Raw genomic sequence first — 18,730 nt, forward strand, 5'->3', positions numbered from 1 at the left:
TGCGCAATGCGTTGAATTGACTCGAAAGCCGGGCCTCGCCCCGGCTTTTTCTATGATGGGCACTTGTCGGTGTTCGAGAAATCGACGCTGCCGTCAGGCTTGAAGACCTCCGGGTTCTTGTCGTAAAGCGCGCCGACGACGAGCGGCTTGCTCGGCAGCACCGTCTGGTCGAGGTCGGAGCGGAACTCCGTCTTCAATTGCTGCAGCACCTTGCCGTCCTTGTCGACCAGCCGAACATTCACCGAATAGGGGCGGTCCTTGCGCACGCAGTGCAGGTTTTCGCTCTGCAGCGCGATCTTGTCGTCGATCGGGTAGATTTTCTGGTTCAGCACCAGCGGGTCGCCGCCTTGCGGGTTCTCGAATTCGGCGATGATGACCGAACCGTCGGGGATAGGACCTGTCTTCTTCAGCGTCAGCAGATAGGTGGCGCTCGCGACGCGATAATTGAAGACAAAAAGATGGCCGGTGACTTCGACGAGATTTTCGGCCTGGCGCTGGCAGGCGGACAGCAGAAGGCTTGTTGCCGCCGCTGTTACGATTAGACGTTTTCTCATGGCGTCTCCTCCTTCTTACGGCGATAGTGACGGTTCGCCTTGGCGCGGTTGCCGCAGATCGCCATGTCGCACCAGGCGCGGCTCTTGTTCTTGCTGCGGTCGATGAACAGCCAGCCGCAATTGCCGCAGATCTTCATGCGCTCGGTATCCGGCATGGCAATCAGCCTGAGCACCGAATGGGCGGTCGCCGCCGCCAAGCTTGCCGGGCTTGCCTGGCGCAAGATCTTCGCTAGCGCCTCCAGCAATTCGGCCAGCAATTGGTCGTCGCCGCCATCCAGTATACGCTTGCGGAAATAGCGGTCGATCGCCTCGCGCAGCGCGATAAAGTCGACTTCGTCATGCGGCGCCACCGGCGCGATCTCACCGAACAAGGCCCGTTCGGCGCAGAATTCGGCGGCGGCGCGCGGGAAGTTGCGCATCTGCTCGCGGCTCGCGAAGCGGTCGACCCGCCGCTTTGGGTCGTCGCGCAGAACGACGCTGTTGGCGACATCGAGCGCCAGTGCGCCGCCGGCAAAACGGTGAGGGGTCCAGGAAAAGCTCATGAGGAAATTATAACTGGTGAAATAGGTTTTACCAGTTATAATTTGCCGACGCGGAGTCTTCGGAATGGCCTATCTTCTGCAACAACTGGCGAATGCGGTGCCGCTTGCCGCCCTCTATGCCGCGCTCGCCTTCGGTTATGCGGTTGCCTTCGGCGTGACCAAGCGGGCCGATATCACCTATGGGGCGATCTTCGCCTTCTCAGGCCAGATCCTGCTGCTTTTTACCGAACTCGCCTATGTCAGGTTCTGGCTGGTGCTGCCGGCCGCCCTTGCCATCGGCGCCTGCGCTGCGCTTGGCTATTCACTGGCCGCGGGCATCTGGATCGGCCGCTCGATCATGCTGCCGCTGGCCAGCAAATCGCCGAATACCGTGATCGTTGCCGCGCTCGGCATCATGATCGTGCTGATGGAAACCGCCCGCCTTGCCGCCGATACAAGAGCGATCTGGCTGCCGCCGTTCCTGAACCAGGTTGTTGTCTTCTGGAGTGATGGTCCGTTCAAAGTGACTCTCACCTATATCCAGCTGATCGACACGGCGCTGATGTCAGCCATCGTCGCGTTCGGTGCGCTGATCCTCAGGCGCACGGCCTGGGGTCGCCTCTGGCGAGCCGTCACCGATGATCCGCTGGCCGCCGAGCTCTGCGGTACCAGCGCCAGCCGTGTCTTCCTTGTCGCCTATGCGGCAGCTGCTCTCGTCGCCACCCTCTGCGGCATTCTCGCCACCTTCTACTACGGTTCGATGGATTTCGGCGCGGGACTGATGTTCGGGCTCAAGGTGCTGCTGATCGCAGCCGTCGGCGGCTATTCCGATCCGCTGCGTTCGGCTGGCGGCGCTGCCGGGCTTGCCGTTGTCGAAACCTTGTGGGGCGCCTATGGCGCATTCGTCTGGCGGGATCTGGTGGTCTTCTCGCTGCTCGTCCTGCTTCTGGTTATGAGCCGCAGGGAGCGTGTGGTGCTTTAGAAATGACGCATGATGTTAGCCGAAAACCGCGCACACTTTTCGGCATCATGCTCTGATCATTTCCACTTGTCGCGCGCCGCGTCGTCGGCGTCTTTCGCCGCGACCCAGTCGCCCCTGGCGCCGTCCTTGCCGTGCTCCTTCTTCCAGAAGGGGGCTGCGGTCTTGAGGAAATCCATGACGAGATTGGCGCCGTCAAAGGCGGCCTGCCGGTGCGGGGCGGCTGCAACGACGAGCACGATGTTCTCGCCAGGAGCGATCTTGCCGTAGCGGTGGATGACGGTCAGCCCGAGCAGCCCGAAACGGGTGATGGCGAGTTCGCCGATGCGGGTCATCTCGGCTTCGGCCATGCCGGGATAATGCTCGAGTTCAAGCGCCGCCAGCCTCCCGCCTTCATCGCGGCAGAGGCCGGAGAAGGTAACGACGGCGCCGATGTCGGCTTTGCCTTTCGAGAGGAGATCGACTTCGGCCTGCAGGTCGAAGTCTTCGCGCTGGACGCGGATCGTGGGGGTGATGGTCACAGCGAAATCCTCCGCTGCTTTGAAGCCGCTATGAAGAATGCGGAAAGGCTGTGCCGTGTGGGGAGATCACAAGTGGCACGCTCTTCCTGACCATTTACCGCTTCGCCAGGCCGAAACGCCAATTGTTTGAGGAAGCCCGTGCGCCCAGCCAATTTCCCTCCTGGTGGGGGAGATGCCCGGCAGGGTAGAGGGGGGTAGCGACACGGCACCACCGTCACCGTCTCATCCCCCCGTCATCGGCGGAAAAATCCCGATCTCACGGGGCGCACCTATCGGCTCGTCATGCTCGACATGCTCCATGTCGAGCGCCACGCGGATCACCTCGGGATATTGAAGTGCGGCTTCATATTCCTCGCCCAGCGTCTTCAAATGATTCAGAAGATCGGCCACGGTGACGACGGAGGAGGGGAGGTCGATCTCCTCCTCGCCCTTGCCAATGCGCTCACGCACCCAGGCGAAATAGACAAGCCGCGTCATTCCTCGTCATCCACGATATGTTTCAGCCCGGCACGGAAATAGTCGTAGCCGGTATAGATGGTCAGCAGTGCTGCGATCCACAAGAGCGCAATGCCCGTCTGCGTCGTATAGGGGAAAATCTCGTCGCCGGCAGGTCCCGCGAGCAGGAAGGCGATGGCGACGAGCTGCAGCGTCGTCTTCCACTTTGCGATCCGTGTCACCGGCACGCTGACCTTCAGCGCCGCCAGATATTCACGCAGGCCGGAAACCAGGATCTCACGGCAGAGAATGATGATTGCCGCCCAGATCGACCAGCCCGCGATGGTCTGGTCGGCCGCGACCAGGAGAAGGATCGAGGCGACCAGCAGCTTGTCGGCGATCGGATCGAGCATCCGGCCGATATTCGAGGTCTGGTTCCAGATGCGTGCGAGATAGCCGTCGAGAAAATCGGTGATCGAGGCGATGACGAAGATCCACAGCGCCACCCAGCGCGCCGTATTGCTGATCGACAGCCTGCCCTCGACGAAGAAGCAGAGAACGATCAGTGGCACGGCGAGGATGCGGCCGTAAGTCAAAAGGTTGGGAAGGCTGTACGCACGCGATGCCATGGATCGTTTCTCTGAATTGATGCGCCGCTGCAGCGCCGCGTCTTTACGAAAACCGTTTTCGATTTTCGGTCGATGTAGATGACGGCTTTGGCCAGGAACCGTCAACATTCTTTCTGTCTTTTCGCCGCCATTGCGTGGAATTTGCGACGGCCGCCGCTTATTTCGCGGCGTCGTCGTGGAAATGGTTATAGACCTGCTTTGCCACGGCTTCCGAGATACCTTCCACCGCCATCAGGTCGGAAAGGGCGGCGCGGGAAACCGCCTTCGCCGTGCCGAAGTGCTGGAGCAGCGCGCGCTTGCGCGACGGGCCGATACCGCCGATCTCGTCGAGTGGGTTCTTGACCATCTCCTTCTTGCGCCGCACCCGGTGCGAGCCGATCGCGAACCGGTGCGCCTCGTCGCGCATGCGCTGGATGAAATAGAGCACAGGATCGCGCGGCGGCAATGTGAAACTCTCGCGTCCCGGCGCAAAGAAGCGCTCGCGTCCGGCGTCGCGGTCGACACCCTTGGCGACGCCGATCGCCGTCACGCTGTCGGTGATGCCGAGCTCGGCCAGGATGGCCCGCACCGCCGTCATCTGCCCCTGACCGCCGTCGATGAGGATCACGTCCGGCCAGGCGGGGAAGGGCATGTCGGCAGCGTCGGCAGCTGCTGTCTGCGCCGTCCGGTCGGGAATGCCTTCCTCCTTGATCAGCCGCGAGAACCGCCGGGTCATCACTTCCTTCATCATTCCGAAGTCGTCGCCGGGGGTGATATCGGTCGATTTGATGTTGAACTTGCGGTATTGGTTCTTCACGAAGCCTTCCGGCCCCGCCACCACCATGCCGCCGACGGCGTTAGTGCCCATGATATGCGAGTTGTCGTAGATCTCGATGCGCTGCGGCGCATAGGCGAGCCCGAAGGTTTCCTTGAATCCTTCGAGCAGCCGCGACTGCGACGCCGTCTCAGCAAGCTTTCGCCCATGCGCTTCGCGCGCATTACCGACCACATGCTCGACGAGATCGCGCTTCTCGCCGCGCTGCGGCACGAGGATGGAAACCTTGTGGCCGGCCTTTTCGCTGAGTGCTGCGGCGAGCAGCTCCAATTCCTCGACCGTTTCCGACAGCATGATCTGTTTCGGCACCGGCTTGTCGTCGTAGAATTGCGCGAGAAAGGCATTCAGAACTTCGGCGCTGGATAGTTGCGGGTCGGCCTTCGGAAAATAGGCGCGGTTGCCCCAGTTCTGCCCGGTGCGGAAGAAGAACACCTGGATGCAGGAGACGCCGCCTTCGTGGTGGATTGCGAAAACGTCAGCCTCCTCGACACCGGCCGGGTTGATGCCCTGGTGGCTTTGGACATGGGAAAGTGCCGCAAGGCGGTCGCGATAGATCGCCGCCCGTTCGAAATCGAGGTCCTGGGCCGCCTGGTTCATGGCTTCCGCCATATGCGACTTCACCTTCTGGCTCTTGCCGGACAGGAAATCTTTCGCCTCCTGCACCAGCTCGGCATACCCCTCGTCGCTAACCTCGTGCGTGCAGGGCCCGGAACAGCGCTTGATCTGGTAAAGCAGGCAGGGTCGCGTGCGCGTTTCGAAGACACTGTCGGTGCAGGTGCGGATCAGGAAGGCGCGCTGCAGCGAATTGATCGTGCGCCCGACCGCGCCGGCCGAAGCGAAAGGCCCGAAATAATCGCCTTTCCGCGCCCTGGCGCCGCGATGCTTGAAAATCGCCGGCGCCCGGTGATCCCCGGTGATGAGGATATAGGGAAACGACTTGTCGTCGCGCAGCAGCACGTTAAAGCGCGGCCGCAAGCGCTTGATCAGATTCGCTTCCAGGAGTAGCGCTTCGGTTTCCGTGCGCGTCGTCACGAATTCCATGTTCGCCGTCTGGCGCACCATCTGGGCGATGCGGTTGGAATGCACACGGCCGACGGCGTAATTGCCGACGCGCTTCTTCAGGCTGCGCGCCTTGCCGACATAGAGCACGTCGCCCTCGGCATTGAACATGCGGTAGACGCCGGGGCTGTTCGGCAGGCGCTTGACGAATTCGCCGATCAGTTCGGCGCCGATGAGCCCGGTTTCGTTGAGGCTGCCGGCGTTCCAGTCGACAGCTGCCGCAAGAGGCGAGGCGGAAACGTCGCCTTCCACCTCGATTTCGTCTTCGCTCTCATCCGTATCATCGTAGAGAACGCCGCCATCCGGCAGCTTTCGTCCGTTCATTCCTTAATCTCCGCCACATCGGGCGTCTGCCAGGCAAGGTGCTGGCCGCCGTCGAGCGCAATCATCTGGCCGGTGATCGAGGGCGTGTCGTAGAGGAAACGAATCGTTTGTCCGAATTCCTCCAGTGCCGGCCCTCGCTGCAGGATAAGGGCTGAGACCTGCGCTTGGAAGTCCTCCAACGACTGCCGCTCGCTCGGCATTGATGGCCCGGGGCCGATCGCATTAACGCGGATGCGGGGCGCCAAAGCCTGGGCAAGCGTCTGCGTCGCCGTCCACAGCGCGGACTTGGAGAGCGTGTAGGAATAGAAGCTCGGTCTCAGTGCCCAGACGCGCTGGTCGATAATGTTGACAATGAGTCCCGCCGCCTCGGCAGACAGCTGCTGCGCGAAGGTCGCCGCGAGGATCGAGGGCGCACGCACGTGCAGATCGAAGTGCAGCGCCCATGTGGCGGTGTTAAAACTGCGCGCGGAATCATGCTGGAAAACCGACGCATTGTTGACGAGCAGATCGAGCGGCCCGAGCGCTTCCGACGCCTTCGCGACCAGTTCAGCCGTTTCGCCGATATCGGTAAGATCGGCCTGCAACGCGACCGCTCTTTGTCCCTTTCGCCGCAATTCCGCCGCCAGCTCTTCGGCTTCGCCGAGGGAGCTGTTGGCGTGGATCGCGACGGAAAAGCCATTTGCAGCAAGGTCTTCAGCGATTGCCCTGCCTATTCTCTTGGCCGCCCCTGTTATCAGGGCTGAGCGAAGTCTTCTGTGGTTCAAAATCTTGCCTTCTGATCCCGCGAGTCTGTGTGCAACCTATATAAGGGCGGGCGGAGATTATATAAATAGGCGGCCACAGTTGCATCCATGGCCGGGATATTCTATGTATTATTTAATAATGTTGTTTCTTAAAATAAGTATTTTAAGTTTAACCATTCGGTAGGGTTAATGAATCCTATGTTGCTCTCAAGCAACATCGAATTTCCGCCATGCGGCAGCCACAATGATATCACAATTTGGCTCTTTCAAATCCGCATTTCAGTTCCAATTTCAGTCTCGATCCGGAAGGGACATCTGGCAATTTCCCCGCCAATGCTTCGCTGATAGACAGATGAAAGCGGCGCGGGACTGAAAGGAGAAAAGTATGCGTGTACTCATTGCTGGCCTCATGGCCTCTGCTTTTGCAATCGCGGGCGTTTCGGCAGCTCAGGCGGCTGATGCCGTCGACCAGGTTCCGGAAGCACCGGTTGCCCAGGACGCCCCGGTCAAGCCGGCCGGCAACTGGGAAGGCTTCTATCTCGGCGGCGCCGGCACCTACAACATGGGTGATTTCGGTTCCGACCGCCACACCTATGGTTTCGGCGGCCAGGTCTTCACCGGTTACAACTGGCAAGCAGGCCAGATCGTTTACGGCGTTGAATCGGATCTCGGCTACAGCGGCGATGACGTCTCCTCGGGCGGCGTCAAGAACAAGTATGGTTGGAACGGCTCCGTCCGCGGCCGCGTCGGCTACGACATGAATCCCTTCCTGCTTTACGGTACGGCTGGTCTTGCCCTCGGCAACGTCAAGGTTTCCGACGGCACCTCGGACGAAAGCAAGACGAACTACGGTTACACGGTCGGCGCCGGTGTCGAAGCCTTCGTGACAAATAACATCACGACGCGCTTGGAATATCGCTACACCGACTACCAGAGCAAGGACTACGACCTCGACTCCGGCAGCTTCTCGCGCGGTTACGACGAGAACAGCGTCAAGCTCGGTATCGGCGTGAAGTTCTAAGCCGATTGAACATCCCAATATGCAGAAGCCGGGCTCATCGCCCGGCTTTTTGCTGTCTGCTGTCCGGTGCTCCGTTTCAGCTCCGGATCAGGCGCTGGCTTTGAGCTCGCGATGAGCAGGGAATTTCTTTTCGAACTGCGCCAGCCAGTCGACCAGCGTCGCGTGATCGGCTTCCCACTGGTCCTTGAAGCGTAGGTCGAGATAGTCGAGCGTGGCGGCCAGGGCGAAATGTCCGCCATTGAGCTTCTTGCCGAGTTTCGGCGGCTTGGCGCTGAGATGAGCAAGCCCGGCCGTCACCTTCTTCCATTGCCTGTCGATCCAGGGCTGGTGAACCTTCTCCTCGTCACGGAAGCGGCGCTCGTAGACGATGGTAAGCAGGCAGTCGCAGATACCGTCGCAGAGCGCCTCAAGCACTTCCGCATCCGTGCGTTTGCCGTCTTTGGACGGGTAGAGGCCACCATTCGTCAGCCGGTCGAAATAATGCATGATCGCCACGCTGTCGAAGATCGAAGCGCCTTCCTCCGTCAGAAGCGTCGGAATTTTCCCGAGTGGATTGTTGTCCACCAGGATCGCCGGCCCGGTATTGGTATCGACCCGGATGGCGTTCAACTCGATTCCCAGAAAATGTGCAGCCATCCGCACCTTGCTGGAATAGGGCGAGGCCGGTGAGCAGAGGAGCTTCATGGAACACCTGGTGAGACTATGGGGCGGTGGGACGGACTATTCCCGAAGCAGCTTGCCCGGTCAATCGCTCTTGATCGTCTTGTTTTCGCCGCGCAGCCAGAAGGCGCGGTGGGAGGCGAAGCGGTCCTGGGCAAGATGGTCCTTCAACGCCGGAAGCATCTGGTGCAACTCATCCTTTAGTGTGAATGGCGGATTGACGATGACGAGGCCGGAGCCGGTCAGTCCGGTCATGCCGCGGTCGCTGCGCACGGTGAGTTCGGCGCAAAGCATCTTCGGGATGTCGAGTGCCTGCAGAGCCTCGTGGAATTCCTTGATCGGCGCGCCCTTCTTTAACGGGTACCAAAGGCAGTAGGTACCGCCGGGAAAGCGGCGATAGGCCTTTTCGAGTCCCTTGGCCAGGCGTTCATACTCGTCCTCTTCCTCGAAGGGCGGGTCGACGAGCACGATGCCGCGCTTTTCCTTCGGCGGCAGATGCGCGCCGAGCGCCAGCCAGCCGTCGAGTTCGGTGATGCGGACGTGGTGATCGCCCTCGAACAGCCGGTGCAGGCGGGCGTAATCCTCGGGATGCAGCTCCATCGCCGACAGCCGGTCCTGCGGCCGGAACAGCATGCGCGCAAGTTTCGGCGATCCGGGATAGAAGCGGATGCCCCCCTCGGGATTGAGTTCGCGGATTGCCGAGAGGTAGGGCTCCAGCAGATCGGAAACCTGAGGCCCGAGTTCGGCCTCCATCAGTTTGCCGATGCCAGCCTGCCACTCGCCGGTTTTCTGCGCTTCCTCGGAAGAGAGATCGTAGAGGCCGATGCCGGCATGCGTGTCGAGCACGCGGAAGGCGCCCTCCTTCTTCTGCATGTAACGGATCAGCCGCGCCAGCACGGCATGTTTCAGCACATCGGCAAAATTGCCCGCGTGGTAGATGTGGCGGTAGTTCATTTTCGCTGATGTCCGTATGAATTCACGTCATGGGGAGTTTTTCTGGCTTTTGGCCATGCAGGCCTTGGCATATACAAATGCCATGAACATTGCGACCCCTATCGACGCCAAATCCCCGAAGCTGGACAGCAAGATCGGCCACACGGCCTGTCCGCACGACTGTCCCTCCACCTGCGCGCTCGAAGTTGAGATATCGGAGGACGGCCGCATCGGCAGAGTGCGCGGCGCCGGCGACCATTCCTACACCTCGGGCGTCATCTGCGCCAAGGTCGCCCGTTATGCCGAGCGGCTCTATCATCCCGACCGGCTGCTGCATCCCCTGCGCCGCACTGGCGCCAAGGGGGCAGGGCAGTGGCAACAGATTTCCTGGGACGATGCGCTTGACGAAATCGCCGAAGCCTTCATGAAGGCCGAGGCAAGGGACGGCAGCGAGGCCATCTGGCCCTATTTTTATGCCGGCACCATGGGGTGGGTGCAGCGCGATTCGATCGATCGCCTCCGCCACGCCAAGCGCTATTCCGGCTTCTTCTCGTCGATCTGCACCAATCCGGCCTGGACCGGCTTTACCATGGCAACCGGCACGCTCCGTGGGCCTGACCCGCGCGAGATGGGCCGCACCGATTGCGTCGTCATCTGGGGCACCAATGCGGTCTCGACCCAGGTCAACGTCATGACCCACGCCGTCAAATCACGCAAAGAGCGTGGCGCCAAGATTGTTGTCATCGACATTTATGACAATCCGACGATGAAGCAGGCCGACATGGCGTTGATCGTCAAGCCTGGCACCGATGCTGCGCTCGCCTGCGCCACCATGCACATCGCCTTCCGGGATGGCTATGCCGATCGTGACTACATGGCGAGATATGCCGACGATCCCCAGGGTCTCGAAGCGCATCTGAGGACGAAGACGCCGCAATGGGCCGCTGCGATCACCGGTCTGTCGGTCGAGGAGATCGAAGCCTTTGCCCGCCTCGTCGGCACGACGAAGAAGACCTTCTTCCGCTTGGGCTACGGTTTCACCCGCCAGCGCAACGGCGCGGTCGCCATGCATGCGGCCGCGTCGGTCGCCACCGTTCTCGGCTCCTGGCAATATGAGGGCGGCGGCGCCTTCCATTCGAACAGCGATATCTTCCGCATGAATAATGCGGAACTGACCGGCCGGTCGATGAAGGACGGCGATATCCGCATGCTCGACCAGTCGCAGATCGGCCGGGTGCTGACCGGAGATCCGGTGGCGCTGCGCCATCGTGGTCCGGTGACGGCGATGCTGATCCAGAACACCAATCCCGCCAACATCGCTCCCGAGCAGCGTCTCGTGAGGCGCGGCTTTGCCCGCGACGATCTCTTCGTCGCCGTCCACGAGCAGTTCATGACCGAAACGGCCGACATCGCCGATATCGTCATTCCTGCGACCATGTTCGTTGAGCACGACGATATCTACCGCGCCGGCGGCCAGAACCACATCCTGCTCGGACCGAAGCTGGTCGAGCCGCCGCCGACCGTGCGCACCAATCTCTTCGTCATCGAGGAACTGGCAAAACGCCTCGGCGTCGCCGATCGTCCCGGCTTCGGCTTTACCGCCCGCGAGATGATCGACCGCATCCTCCGATCGAGCGACCTGCCGGATTACGATCATTTCCTCGAACACAAATGGTTCGATCGCCAGCCGGCTTTCGAGGACGCCCATTTCCTGAACGGCTTTGCTCATGCCGACGGCAAGTTCCATTTCCGCCCCGACTGGATCAACCAGCCCGCACCGAACAAGCCGCCGGCCGCCATCGGCGCGCTCGGGCCGCATGCCGATCTTCCGGCCTTCCCCGATCAGGTCGATGTCATCGAAGTTGCCGATCCAGAGCATCCCTTCCGTCTTGCCACGTCGCCGGCGCGCAACTTTCTGAATTCGAGCTTTTCGGAGACCAAGACGTCTCGTCAGAAAGAGGGCCGTCCCGAGGTGATGATCAATCCTGTCGATGCCGAAGCCAACGGTGTCGCCCACGGCGATCTCGTCCGCATCGGCAACAGCCGCGGCGATCTCCGCATCCACGCCCGTATCACCACGGAGGTGAAACCGGGCGTTCTGATTGCCGAGGGTCTCTGGCCGAACAAGGCGCATGTCGACGGCGAGGGCATCAACGTCCTGACGGGCGCCGATCCGGTCGCGCCTTATGGCGGAGCGGCGGTACACGACAACAAGGTCTGGCTTCGCAAGGACGCAGCATGATGCAGCCGAAATCACGGGTGAAGATCGTCGGCGAGGAAATACTGTCGAATGGGTGGACGCGGTTGAGCAGCTATCTGCTCGACTATATCGACCGTAACGGCGCGACCCAGCGGTTGAAGCGGGAGGTCTACCACCGCACGCCGGCCGCCTGCATTCTGCTTTATGATCCGAAACGCGATCTGGTCGTCCTTGTCCGCCAGTTCCGTCTTGCCGTGCATCTGAACGGCGATCCCGCCTGGATTATCGAAGTGCCGGCCGGCCTTCTCGATAACGATCATCCCGAGACGGCGATACGCCGCGAGGCGATGGAGGAGACCGGCTATCGCCTGCGCGAGGCGCGCTTCCTCTTTAAATGCTACATGTCGCCGGGCGCCATTAGCGAAGTCGTCCACTTCTTCGCAGCCCTGATCGACACCGCCGATCGCGTCGCCGAAGGCGGCGGTCTGGACGAGGAGCATGAGGATATCGAGGTTCTGGAAATCCCGCTGGACGACGCTGCAGGGATGATCGAGACCGGCGAGATTTTCGACGCCAAGACGATCATGCTTTTGCAATGGGCCGCGTTGAACCGGGATAGGATCAGATAGCGAGTCGGGATGTCTTGGGGGGATCGTTCGATCACCCAAGTTGGGCTCAGGCATTAAACTGCCGGCGCGCGTAAATTCATACGTTTGTCACGAAGCGGTTCTATCCGCTGCGGTTTGTCGATCATCGGATGCGGTCAGGAGAAAGCCCATGTGGCTCAGCAATTTCACCCTCGTTCTCCCGGGCGAGGTGGTGAGCAAAGGTTCCGTGCGTGTTGAGGACGGCGCCATCGCCGAGATCCGGCCGGAGCCGGTTGCCGGCGCTGCGATCGATGGCGGCGGGCGGCTGCTGATGCCGGGCTTCGTTGACCTGCATGGCGACATGATCGAGCGCGAGATCGCGCCACGGCCGAACGCGACCATGCCGATCGATTTCGGCATCCACGAACTCGACAAGAAGCTTGCCGCCGCCGGTGTGACCACAGCCTTTGCCGCGGTCTCTTTCGCCACGGAAAGCGTTTACGGCCACGTCCGCTCGCTTGAGACGACGTCGGCGGTGATCGAGGGCATCAACCGGCTGCGTGATGACCTCCTGATCGACCACCGAGTTCATGCCCGTTACGAAATCACCAATGTCGGCGCCGCTCCCGCACTCGAGCGCCTGCTGAATGCCGATCAGATCGACATGGTGTCGCTGACCGACCACACGCCGGGCCAGGGCCAGTACAACAACCTGCAGAGCTACATCCTCAGCATTTCCGAGCGCCGCGCAATTTCCGAGGAAATGGCCGCCGGAAGCTGAAGGAAATCGTCGCGCTGTCGCTGAAGCACAAGCTGTCGCTGGCCTCGCATGACGATGACAGTGTCGAGAAGGTCGCCGAGATGCATCACCTCGGCGTCACCATCAGCGAGTTTCCGGTCACCGCTCCTGCGGCCGAGGAAGCACGCCGCCGCGGCCTCTGGACGCTGATGGGCGCGCCGAACGCCCTGCGCGGCCAGTCGATGTCAGGCAATCTCAGCGCCCTCGACGCTGCAAGGACCGGGGCTGCTCAGCATCATCGCCGCCGATTATCATCCTGCCGCCTTCGTGCCCGGCATCTTCAAGCTTGCCGACACAGTGGAAGGCGGCCTGCCGGCAGCCGTCGCGCTGGCAACCGGCAATGCCGCCCGCTCCGCCGGTCTCTTCGACCGTGGCGAAATCGCCCTCGGCCAACGCGCCGATCTGGTCGTTGTGGAGCCGGGCGACATCAACCGCATCCGCGCCACCTTCCGCGCCGGCCACTTCGTCTACAGCGACGGCACGCTGCACCCGTTGCAGACGCTGGCCGCTTCGCTCCGCCGCGACCGCCCGGGCCGATGAGGCCTAAAGCAGCACATACGACAGAATGAAAACTGTCAGGTATCATCCCGGTCCAAAATGTCGATCATCAACCCGGTCGTTCAATCGGCACGAACCGCAGTTTTGGGAAAATGCTTTAAGCCGGACGAAAGCGTCCGTCCGGGCCGATGAGGCCTATGTCGCGGTTGCAGAAGCGCACGACGTGGTCACCGTTTTCGAGCTCGCTCAGGCCGACGAGTTCGCCGGCAAGGGCTTCGCTGACAAAGAGTCGGCCTCCCTTCCATTTGATCTCACCGTTGTCTCGCACGCGACGCACTTGATGATCGGCATCATACCAGGGATCGTCGAGACGCTCGGGCATCACACGCGGCTGGCAGGGTCGATAGAGATCGGCCGGTGGTCGTTGACCCAGCGCTTCATGCGGGCGCTCCTCATTGTAGTGCCGGCGAAAGGCATCGAAACGGGCCTGCTGTTGGCCGGCATTATCGGCCGGTGGCTTGGATGTCTGGGCCTTGAGAGTACGATGCATGCGCTCGTGCCTGCCGTTCTCCTGGGGGGATCAAGCTCGGCATCGAGGCGCACTTCATCTCGCCGGCATCGCCACCAAGTCGATAATCGGGTCAGGCCGCCGGCCCCATGGCTGCCGAAAGGCGAACCATTGTCGCAGCGGATCGCAAACGGTAGCCCATGGGTGCGAAAGGCTCGTTCGAAGACAGGCCGCACGCCGTCGATGGTCTGTGGAGCAATTTGGACATCGATCAGAAAACGGCTATAGCTGTCGCTGATCGTCAGTGGATCGATGCGTTGTTGGTCGCGGGTGCGGAACCAGCCCTTAAAGTCCACGCTCCATTCGTCATTGGCTTGTGTTGCCTCGGTGAACGGCCGGCTTTGGTCCAGTGCCCTGCGTCGCCGCTTGGCAGTGTCCACAAGGCCTGCCCGTTTGAGGATGTCGCCGATCGTCGAGGCCGCCGGCCAAGCGGTCTGCGCAGACTGGCGCTGCAACAGCGCCAGCAGCTTGCGCGGCCCCATATGCGGAAACCGCCGGCGTAGCGCAATCACCTCATCGGCAAGGGCTGACGGCGTGCGATGCGGGCACGAAACCGTGCCATGCGACCGATCGACAAACCAATCCGGCGCTCCGCTCATCTGCCGTTTGCGCCAGGCGTAAAATGTATCCCGGCTCACACCGTAGCGTCGGCAAAGATCTCTCACACTCCAGTGCCCCAAAGCATAGTCCGACAGCATCCGAACACGTTCTTCCATGCGACAAGTCTCCACAAACGGCATCGGAAGCCCTCCCTCCGACACACTATGACTTGTCGACCATCAACCCGGTTCATTCTGTCAGGTATCAGCCCGGGCTGTACCGATGGTTGCCCCTCACCCCTAACCCTCTCCCCGTAAACGGGGCGAGGGGACGTGCCCTGCGAGAGCGAGTGGGACCGGAGAGGGTGCTGCATATCCCCTTCGCCCCGCGAGCTGGGAGAAGGTGGCGGCAGCCGGACGAGGGGCAGCTTTCGAAATGGCAGGACTAAGACAAGTCCGAGCATAGCGACGTGCCGAGCTTTGTTAGCAGTCTGAGCCGTGTGGCATGAAAATGCCTTTTATGCGCAGTCGCCGATCAGAGAAATCAGTTGCCCCTTCGGCACGGCAAGCGAAACCTCAGCGCCCACCGCCTTGCCGCCGTCCATCGCCACACGGCCTTCGGCAAAGAGCCGCAGCGCCTGCGGATAGATCTGGTGTTCGACGGTGAGCACCCGCGCGGCCAGGCTTTCGGCCGTATCGCCGGAAAGGATCGGCACCGCCGCCTGGCCGATCGTCGGCCCTTCGTCCATGCCTTCGGTGACGAAATGCACGGTGCAGCCGGCGATGCGCATGCCGGCGTCGATCGCGCGCTGATGGGTATGCAGGCCCGGAAACAGCGGCAGCAGGGAAGGGTGGATGTTGAGCATCCGGCCTTCATACCGCTGGATGAAGGTCGCCGTCAGCAGCCGCATGTATCCGGCGAGACACAGGATGTCGGGCGAAAGCGTGTCGAGCGCAGAAAAGATCGCCGCCTCGTGCGCCTCCTTGCTGGCATAGTCCTTGCGAGGAAAGGCGAAGGTGGCAATGCCCTCGGCCGCTGCCTTCGCCAGCCCGCCGGCATCCGCCTTGTCGGATATCACGCCGACGATTTCGGCCGGATAGTCGGCCGCTTTCGCCGCCGCGACCAGCGCGATCATGTTGGAGCCGCCGCCGGAGATGAGGACGACGACGCGTTTGCGCGGCGCGCTCATATGGCAAGCGTACCCTTGTAGACCGTGCCGGCAGCGCCTTCGGCGCGGGCAATCATGCGGCCGAGCATGATGACGCTCTCGCCTTCGGCTTCTAGCGCCTGCGATACCGCGGCGGCATTCTCTTCGGCGACGACGACGATCATGCCGACGCCGCAATTGAAGGTGCGCAGCATTTCTTTCGCCTCGACGCCGCCGGATTTGGCGAGCCACGAGAAGACCGGCGGGACCTTGACGGCGCCAAGATCGAGCTCCGCGGCCAGATGTTTCGGCAGCACGCGCGGAATGTTTTCCGGGAAGCCGCCGCCGGTGATGTGGGCGAGCGCCTTCAGCGCGCCCGTCTCGCGGATCGCCTTCAGGAGCGGCTTCACATAGATGCGGGTCGGTTCGAGCAGCGCTTCGCCGAGCTTCTTGCCTTCGGCGAACGGCGCCGGCGCATCCCAGTCGAGGCCGGACAGTTCGACGATCTTGCGCACCAGCGAGAAGCCGTTGGAATGGACGCCGGAGGAGGCAAGTCCGAGGATCACGTCGCCCTCGGCGATATCGCCTGATGGCAGCAGCCTGCCGCGTTCGGCAGCACCGACGGCAAAGCCGGCGAGATCGTAATCGCCGGAGGAATACATGCCGGGCATCTCGGCCGTCTCGCCGCCGATCAGCGCGCAGCCCGCCTCGCGGCAGCCCGCCGCAATGCCGCCGACGATTGCAGCACCCTGGTCGGGGTCGAGCTTGCCGGTCGCGAAGTAATCAAGGAAGAACAGCGGCTCGGCGCCCTGGACCACGAGATCGTTGACGCACATGGCGACGAGGTCAATGCCGACGGTGTCGTGGTAATCGGCGTCGATCGCGATCTTCAGTTTGGTGCCGACGCCGTCATTGGCAGCGACGAGAACCGGGTCGGTGAAGCCCGCCGCCTTGAGATCGAAGAGCCCGCCGAAGCCGCCGATCTCGCCGTCGGCGCCCGGGCGGCGCGTCGAGCGCACCGCCGGCTTGATCTTTTCGACGAGGAGGTTGCCGGCATCGATGTCGACGCCCGCATCGCTATAGGTCAGGCCGTTTTTTCCAGACTGGCTCATGCTGGTCTCCGATGGCTATTTCCGGGCGGCGGACGCGCCGCGTCATCTGCCGGTCGCAATTGCATGACAGGGGCCTTTATGCAAGCGTCGCATGGCAAAAGCCCCCAATTTCCCGCGTCTCCCCCGAGGCTTTCCGGGATTTGATGTGACAGGCTTGACCATCTTTGCGCCTGCATCCTATGTGCTTGATGGCCGCGCCGGATCGGGCGCGGCGTTTGGGCGGCGGCGAGCGATCAGCGGGGAAGCGATGCCACAGCATGTCAGCGGCAATAGTCTGAAGCGCCAGATATTCTTCTGGCTGGCCGTGCTCGTCTTCTTCATCGCCTTCCTCTATGTCTTCAGCTCGATCCTGCTGCCCTTCGTCGCCGGCATGGCGATTGCCTATTTCCTGGATCCGGTGGCGGACAGGCTGCAGCGGCTCGGCCTGAGCCGTATGATGGCGACCATCGTCATCCTCATTGCCTTTGTTGTCGTCTTCGCTTTGGCGCTGATGATCCTCATTCCCGTGCTCATCAGCCAGTTCAATGATTTCGCCGAGCGGTTGCCGGGTTATATCAGCCAATTGCAGCAGTTCGTCACCCAGACGCAGAATTCGCTGCTGCCGGACTGGGTCAAGAGCCAGGCCGGCACGATCAAGGACAATCTCTCCGGCATCCTCTCCGAAGGCATGGGCTTCCTTACGGGGCTTTTCGCGCAGCTCTGGAATTCCGGCAAAGCGATCGTCGACGTCATATCGCTGCTCGTCGTCACCCCCGTCGTCGCCTTCTATATCCTGCTCGATTGGGACCGCATGGTTGCCAAGGTCGACCAGTGGATCCCGCGCGATTATGTCGGCGATGTCCGCCAGATTGCCAAGGAAGTCGATCAGGCGATCGCCGGCTTCATTCGCGGCCAGGGTTCGCTCTGCCTCATCCTTGGCGTCTATTATGCCGCCGGCCTCTCCCTGGTCGGGCTGAATTTCGGCCTGCTGATCGGCCTCTTCGCCGGCATGATCAGCTTCATTCCCTATGTCGGCTCGCTAGTCGGCCTCATTCTCGCTGTGGGCGTGGCACTCGTGCAGTTCTGGCCGGATTATCCTTGGATCGGGCTGGTGCTCGCCGTCTTCTTCAGCGGCCAGTTCCTCGAAGGCAACATCCTGCAGCCGAAGCTCGTCGGCTCCAGCGTCGGCCTGCATCCGGTCTGGTTGATGTTTGCGCTGTTTGCCTTCGGCGCGCTCTTCGGATTCGTCGGGCTTCTGGTCGCCGTGCCGGCCGCCGCGGCCGTCGGCGTTCTTGTCCGCTTCGCGCTTTCACGCTACCTTCAGAGCGATCTTTATTTTGGCGGGTCATCAGGCGGCCGCGCCCGGAAGACGAAATCAGTACCCAATGAATGACGTGAAGAACGCTGATCCGAAGCGCAAGGCCGGAGAGCAGCTTCCCTTGGCCTTTTCACATGATGTTGCAACCGGCCGCGACGATCTCTTGATCTCGGAGCGTCTCGCCGCCGCCGTTTCGATCGTCGATGCATGGCCGAACTGGCCGTCGCCGGTCGTTGTCCTCGCCGGTCCGGTAGGATCCGGAAAATCGCACCTGGCCGGGATCTGGAAAGAACACAGCGGAGCGGAGATCATTCACCCCAAGGCCGGCTCCAATGCCGCGGTCACCGCGGCGAACGGCCCTGTCTTGTTCGAGGATGCCGATCGTCTCGGCTTCGACGACAACACGCTCTTCCACGTCATCAACAGCGTGCGCGAAAACGGCACCAGCCTGCTGGTGACAAGCCGTCTCTGGCCGATGTCGTGGCCGGTCCTGCTGCCGGATCTGCGCTCTCGCCTCAAGGCGGCCACCGTCGTCGAGATCGGTGAGCCGGATGAAGCCCTGTTGTCGCAGGTGATCGTCAAGCTCTTCGCCGACCGGCAGCTTTATATAGATGACAAACTCGTGCTCTATATCGTCAACCGGATGGAGCGGTCGCTGAACGCGGCCCAGATGATCGTCGAAAGGCTCGACCGGCTGGCGCTGTCGCGGGGCACGAAAATCACCCGGTCTCTTGCTGCCGAAGTATTGAATGAATTGGGAAATTCGGAACCGGCCGATTGACTGTCACA

Annotated in this window: 17 protein-coding genes and 2 pseudogenes; 7 read left to right on the top strand and 12 right to left on the bottom strand. The window is 61.8% G+C overall.

The genetic code is table 11. The features are described 5' to 3' along the window. Positions 1-50 precede the first annotated feature (50 nt). On the bottom strand, positions 51-554 hold the full coding sequence (locus AC13QO_RS03740) for a hypothetical protein (protein WP_221138577.1): 504 nt from the start codon (positions 552-554) through the stop codon (positions 51-53). Continuing rightward, positions 551-1,096: a CGNR zinc finger domain-containing protein gene (locus AC13QO_RS03745; RefSeq protein ID WP_488539958.1), complete on the bottom strand. Its 546-nt coding sequence runs from the start codon at positions 1,094-1,096 to the stop codon at positions 551-553. The genes AC13QO_RS03740 and AC13QO_RS03745 overlap by 4 nt, the downstream gene beginning before the upstream one ends. Before the next feature lie 64 nt (positions 1,097-1,160). Between AC13QO_RS03745 and AC13QO_RS03750 the strand changes: the two genes are divergently transcribed. Continuing rightward, a complete protein-coding gene (locus AC13QO_RS03750) occupies positions 1,161-2,057 on the top strand; it encodes a branched-chain amino acid ABC transporter permease (RefSeq protein WP_285192794.1) in 897 nt (298 codons plus the stop codon). Positions 2,058-2,113: 56 nt separating this feature from the next. On the opposite strand, the gene AC13QO_RS03755 is transcribed toward AC13QO_RS03750, so the two are convergent. From AC13QO_RS03755 to AC13QO_RS03775, 5 genes are all read right to left on the bottom strand, one after another. Then, positions 2,114-2,575 carry a molybdenum cofactor biosynthesis protein MoaE gene (locus AC13QO_RS03755; RefSeq protein WP_488539959.1) on the bottom strand — a complete coding sequence of 154 codons (462 nt, stop codon included), beginning with the start codon at positions 2,573-2,575 and terminating at the stop codon, positions 2,114-2,116. A gap of 222 nt (positions 2,576-2,797) precedes the next feature. Beyond that, the gene (moaD, locus tag AC13QO_RS03760; RefSeq protein WP_064801643.1) at positions 2,798-3,052 is read right to left on the bottom strand and encodes a molybdopterin converting factor subunit 1; all 255 of its coding nucleotides are present in this window, start codon (positions 3,050-3,052) and stop codon (positions 2,798-2,800) included. After that, positions 3,049-3,639, bottom strand: a complete 591-nt coding sequence (gene pgsA / locus AC13QO_RS03765; protein WP_097598457.1) for a CDP-diacylglycerol--glycerol-3-phosphate 3-phosphatidyltransferase — start codon at positions 3,637-3,639, stop codon at positions 3,049-3,051. The genes moaD and pgsA overlap by 4 nt, the downstream gene beginning before the upstream one ends. Before the next feature lie 157 nt (positions 3,640-3,796). Further along, positions 3,797-5,836 (bottom strand): excinuclease ABC subunit UvrC, encoded by a 2,040-nt coding sequence (gene uvrC, locus AC13QO_RS03770; protein WP_221127326.1) that lies wholly within the window; start codon positions 5,834-5,836, stop codon positions 3,797-3,799. After that, complete coding sequence (locus tag AC13QO_RS03775) at positions 5,833-6,600, bottom strand: SDR family oxidoreductase (RefSeq protein ID WP_488539960.1); 768 nt, start codon at positions 6,598-6,600, stop codon at positions 5,833-5,835. The genes uvrC and AC13QO_RS03775 overlap by 4 nt, the downstream gene beginning before the upstream one ends. 364 nt (positions 6,601-6,964) lie before the next feature. Between AC13QO_RS03775 and AC13QO_RS03780 the strand changes: the two genes are divergently transcribed. Then, positions 6,965-7,600 (top strand): outer membrane protein, encoded by a 636-nt coding sequence (locus AC13QO_RS03780; RefSeq protein WP_011424814.1) that lies wholly within the window; start codon positions 6,965-6,967, stop codon positions 7,598-7,600. An 87-nt stretch (positions 7,601-7,687) separates the two neighbouring features. On the opposite strand, the gene AC13QO_RS03785 is transcribed toward AC13QO_RS03780, so the two are convergent. Further along, positions 7,688-8,284, bottom strand: a complete 597-nt coding sequence (locus tag AC13QO_RS03785; protein WP_221112315.1) for a glutathione S-transferase — start codon at positions 8,282-8,284, stop codon at positions 7,688-7,690. Positions 8,285-8,344: 60 nt separating this feature from the next. Further along, positions 8,345-9,214: a 23S rRNA (adenine(2030)-N(6))-methyltransferase RlmJ gene (locus tag AC13QO_RS03790; RefSeq protein ID WP_488539961.1), complete on the bottom strand. Its 870-nt coding sequence runs from the start codon at positions 9,212-9,214 to the stop codon at positions 8,345-8,347. Positions 9,215-9,230: 16 nt separating this feature from the next. Between AC13QO_RS03790 and AC13QO_RS03795 the strand changes: the two genes are divergently transcribed. The 3 genes and pseudogenes from AC13QO_RS03795 to AC13QO_RS03805 all read left to right on the top strand — a co-directional run bounded on the left by AC13QO_RS03795 (position 9,231) and on the right by AC13QO_RS03805 (position 13,319). Beyond that, positions 9,231-11,435 carry a molybdopterin-containing oxidoreductase family protein gene (locus tag AC13QO_RS03795; protein ID WP_488539962.1) on the top strand — a complete coding sequence of 735 codons (2,205 nt, stop codon included), beginning with the start codon at positions 9,231-9,233 and terminating at the stop codon, positions 11,433-11,435. Next, on the top strand, positions 11,432-12,022 hold the full coding sequence (locus tag AC13QO_RS03800; RefSeq protein WP_488539963.1) for an NUDIX domain-containing protein: 591 nt from the start codon (positions 11,432-11,434) through the stop codon (positions 12,020-12,022). Before AC13QO_RS03795 ends, AC13QO_RS03800 begins: the two co-directional genes overlap by 4 nt. Positions 12,023-12,170: 148 nt before the next feature. Further along, positions 12,171-13,319, top strand: a pseudogene (locus AC13QO_RS03805) (alpha-D-ribose 1-methylphosphonate 5-triphosphate diphosphatase). A 115-nt stretch (positions 13,320-13,434) separates the two neighbouring features. Here the strand turns inward: AC13QO_RS03805 and AC13QO_RS03810 are convergent. The 3 genes and pseudogenes from AC13QO_RS03810 to purM form a co-directional block, all read right to left on the bottom strand. Further along, positions 13,435-14,585: pseudogene (locus AC13QO_RS03810) on the bottom strand (integrase core domain-containing protein). 317 nt (positions 14,586-14,902) lie between these two features. Then, positions 14,903-15,574, bottom strand: a complete 672-nt coding sequence (gene purN, locus AC13QO_RS03815) for a phosphoribosylglycinamide formyltransferase (protein ID WP_488539964.1) — start codon at positions 15,572-15,574, stop codon at positions 14,903-14,905. After that, positions 15,571-16,644 carry a phosphoribosylformylglycinamidine cyclo-ligase gene (gene purM, locus AC13QO_RS03820; RefSeq protein ID WP_488539965.1) on the bottom strand — a complete coding sequence of 358 codons (1,074 nt, stop codon included), beginning with the start codon at positions 16,642-16,644 and terminating at the stop codon, positions 15,571-15,573. Before purM ends, purN begins: the two co-directional genes overlap by 4 nt. Before the next feature lie 247 nt (positions 16,645-16,891). Between purM and AC13QO_RS03825 the strand changes: the two genes are divergently transcribed. Next, a complete protein-coding gene (locus AC13QO_RS03825) occupies positions 16,892-18,016 on the top strand; it encodes an AI-2E family transporter (protein WP_085780030.1) in 1,125 nt (374 codons plus the stop codon). Continuing rightward, positions 18,009-18,722 (top strand): DnaA regulatory inactivator HdaA, encoded by a 714-nt coding sequence (hdaA, locus tag AC13QO_RS03830; protein WP_488539966.1) that lies wholly within the window; start codon positions 18,009-18,011, stop codon positions 18,720-18,722. Before AC13QO_RS03825 ends, hdaA begins: the two co-directional genes overlap by 8 nt. Positions 18,723-18,730: the final 8 nt, after the last annotated feature.

The sequence above is a fragment of the Rhizobium sp. CNPSo 3670 genome (assembly GCF_057784555.1).

Coding starts and splice junctions, on each gene's coding strand:
- AC13QO_RS03740 (WP_221138577.1), bottom strand. CDS start 554: ATGAGAAAACGTCTAATCGTAACAGCGGCGGCAACAAGCCTTCTGCTG.
- AC13QO_RS03745 (WP_488539958.1), bottom strand. CDS start 1,096: ATGAGCTTTTCCTGGACCCCTCACCGTTTTGCCGGCGGCGCACTGGCG.
- AC13QO_RS03750 (WP_285192794.1), top strand. CDS start 1,161: ATGGCCTATCTTCTGCAACAACTGGCGAATGCGGTGCCGCTTGCCGCC.
- moaD (WP_064801643.1), bottom strand. CDS start 3,052: ATGACGCGGCTTGTCTATTTCGCCTGGGTGCGTGAGCGCATTGGCAAG.
- pgsA (WP_097598457.1), bottom strand. CDS start 3,639: ATGGCATCGCGTGCGTACAGCCTTCCCAACCTTTTGACTTACGGCCGC.
- uvrC (WP_221127326.1), bottom strand. CDS start 5,836: ATGAACGGACGAAAGCTGCCGGATGGCGGCGTTCTCTACGATGATACG.
- AC13QO_RS03780 (WP_011424814.1), top strand. CDS start 6,965: ATGCGTGTACTCATTGCTGGCCTCATGGCCTCTGCTTTTGCAATCGCG.
- AC13QO_RS03785 (WP_221112315.1), bottom strand. CDS start 8,284: ATGAAGCTCCTCTGCTCACCGGCCTCGCCCTATTCCAGCAAGGTGCGG.
- AC13QO_RS03790 (WP_488539961.1), bottom strand. CDS start 9,214: ATGAACTACCGCCACATCTACCACGCGGGCAATTTTGCCGATGTGCTG.
- AC13QO_RS03795 (WP_488539962.1), top strand. CDS start 9,231: ATGAATTCACGTCATGGGGAGTTTTTCTGGCTTTTGGCCATGCAGGCC.
- AC13QO_RS03800 (WP_488539963.1), top strand. CDS start 11,432: ATGATGCAGCCGAAATCACGGGTGAAGATCGTCGGCGAGGAAATACTG.
- purN (WP_488539964.1), bottom strand. CDS start 15,574: ATGAGCGCGCCGCGCAAACGCGTCGTCGTCCTCATCTCCGGCGGCGGC.
- purM (WP_488539965.1), bottom strand. CDS start 16,644: ATGAGCCAGTCTGGAAAAAACGGCCTGACCTATAGCGATGCGGGCGTC.
- AC13QO_RS03825 (WP_085780030.1), top strand. CDS start 16,892: ATGCCACAGCATGTCAGCGGCAATAGTCTGAAGCGCCAGATATTCTTC.
- hdaA (WP_488539966.1), top strand. CDS start 18,009: ATGAATGACGTGAAGAACGCTGATCCGAAGCGCAAGGCCGGAGAGCAG.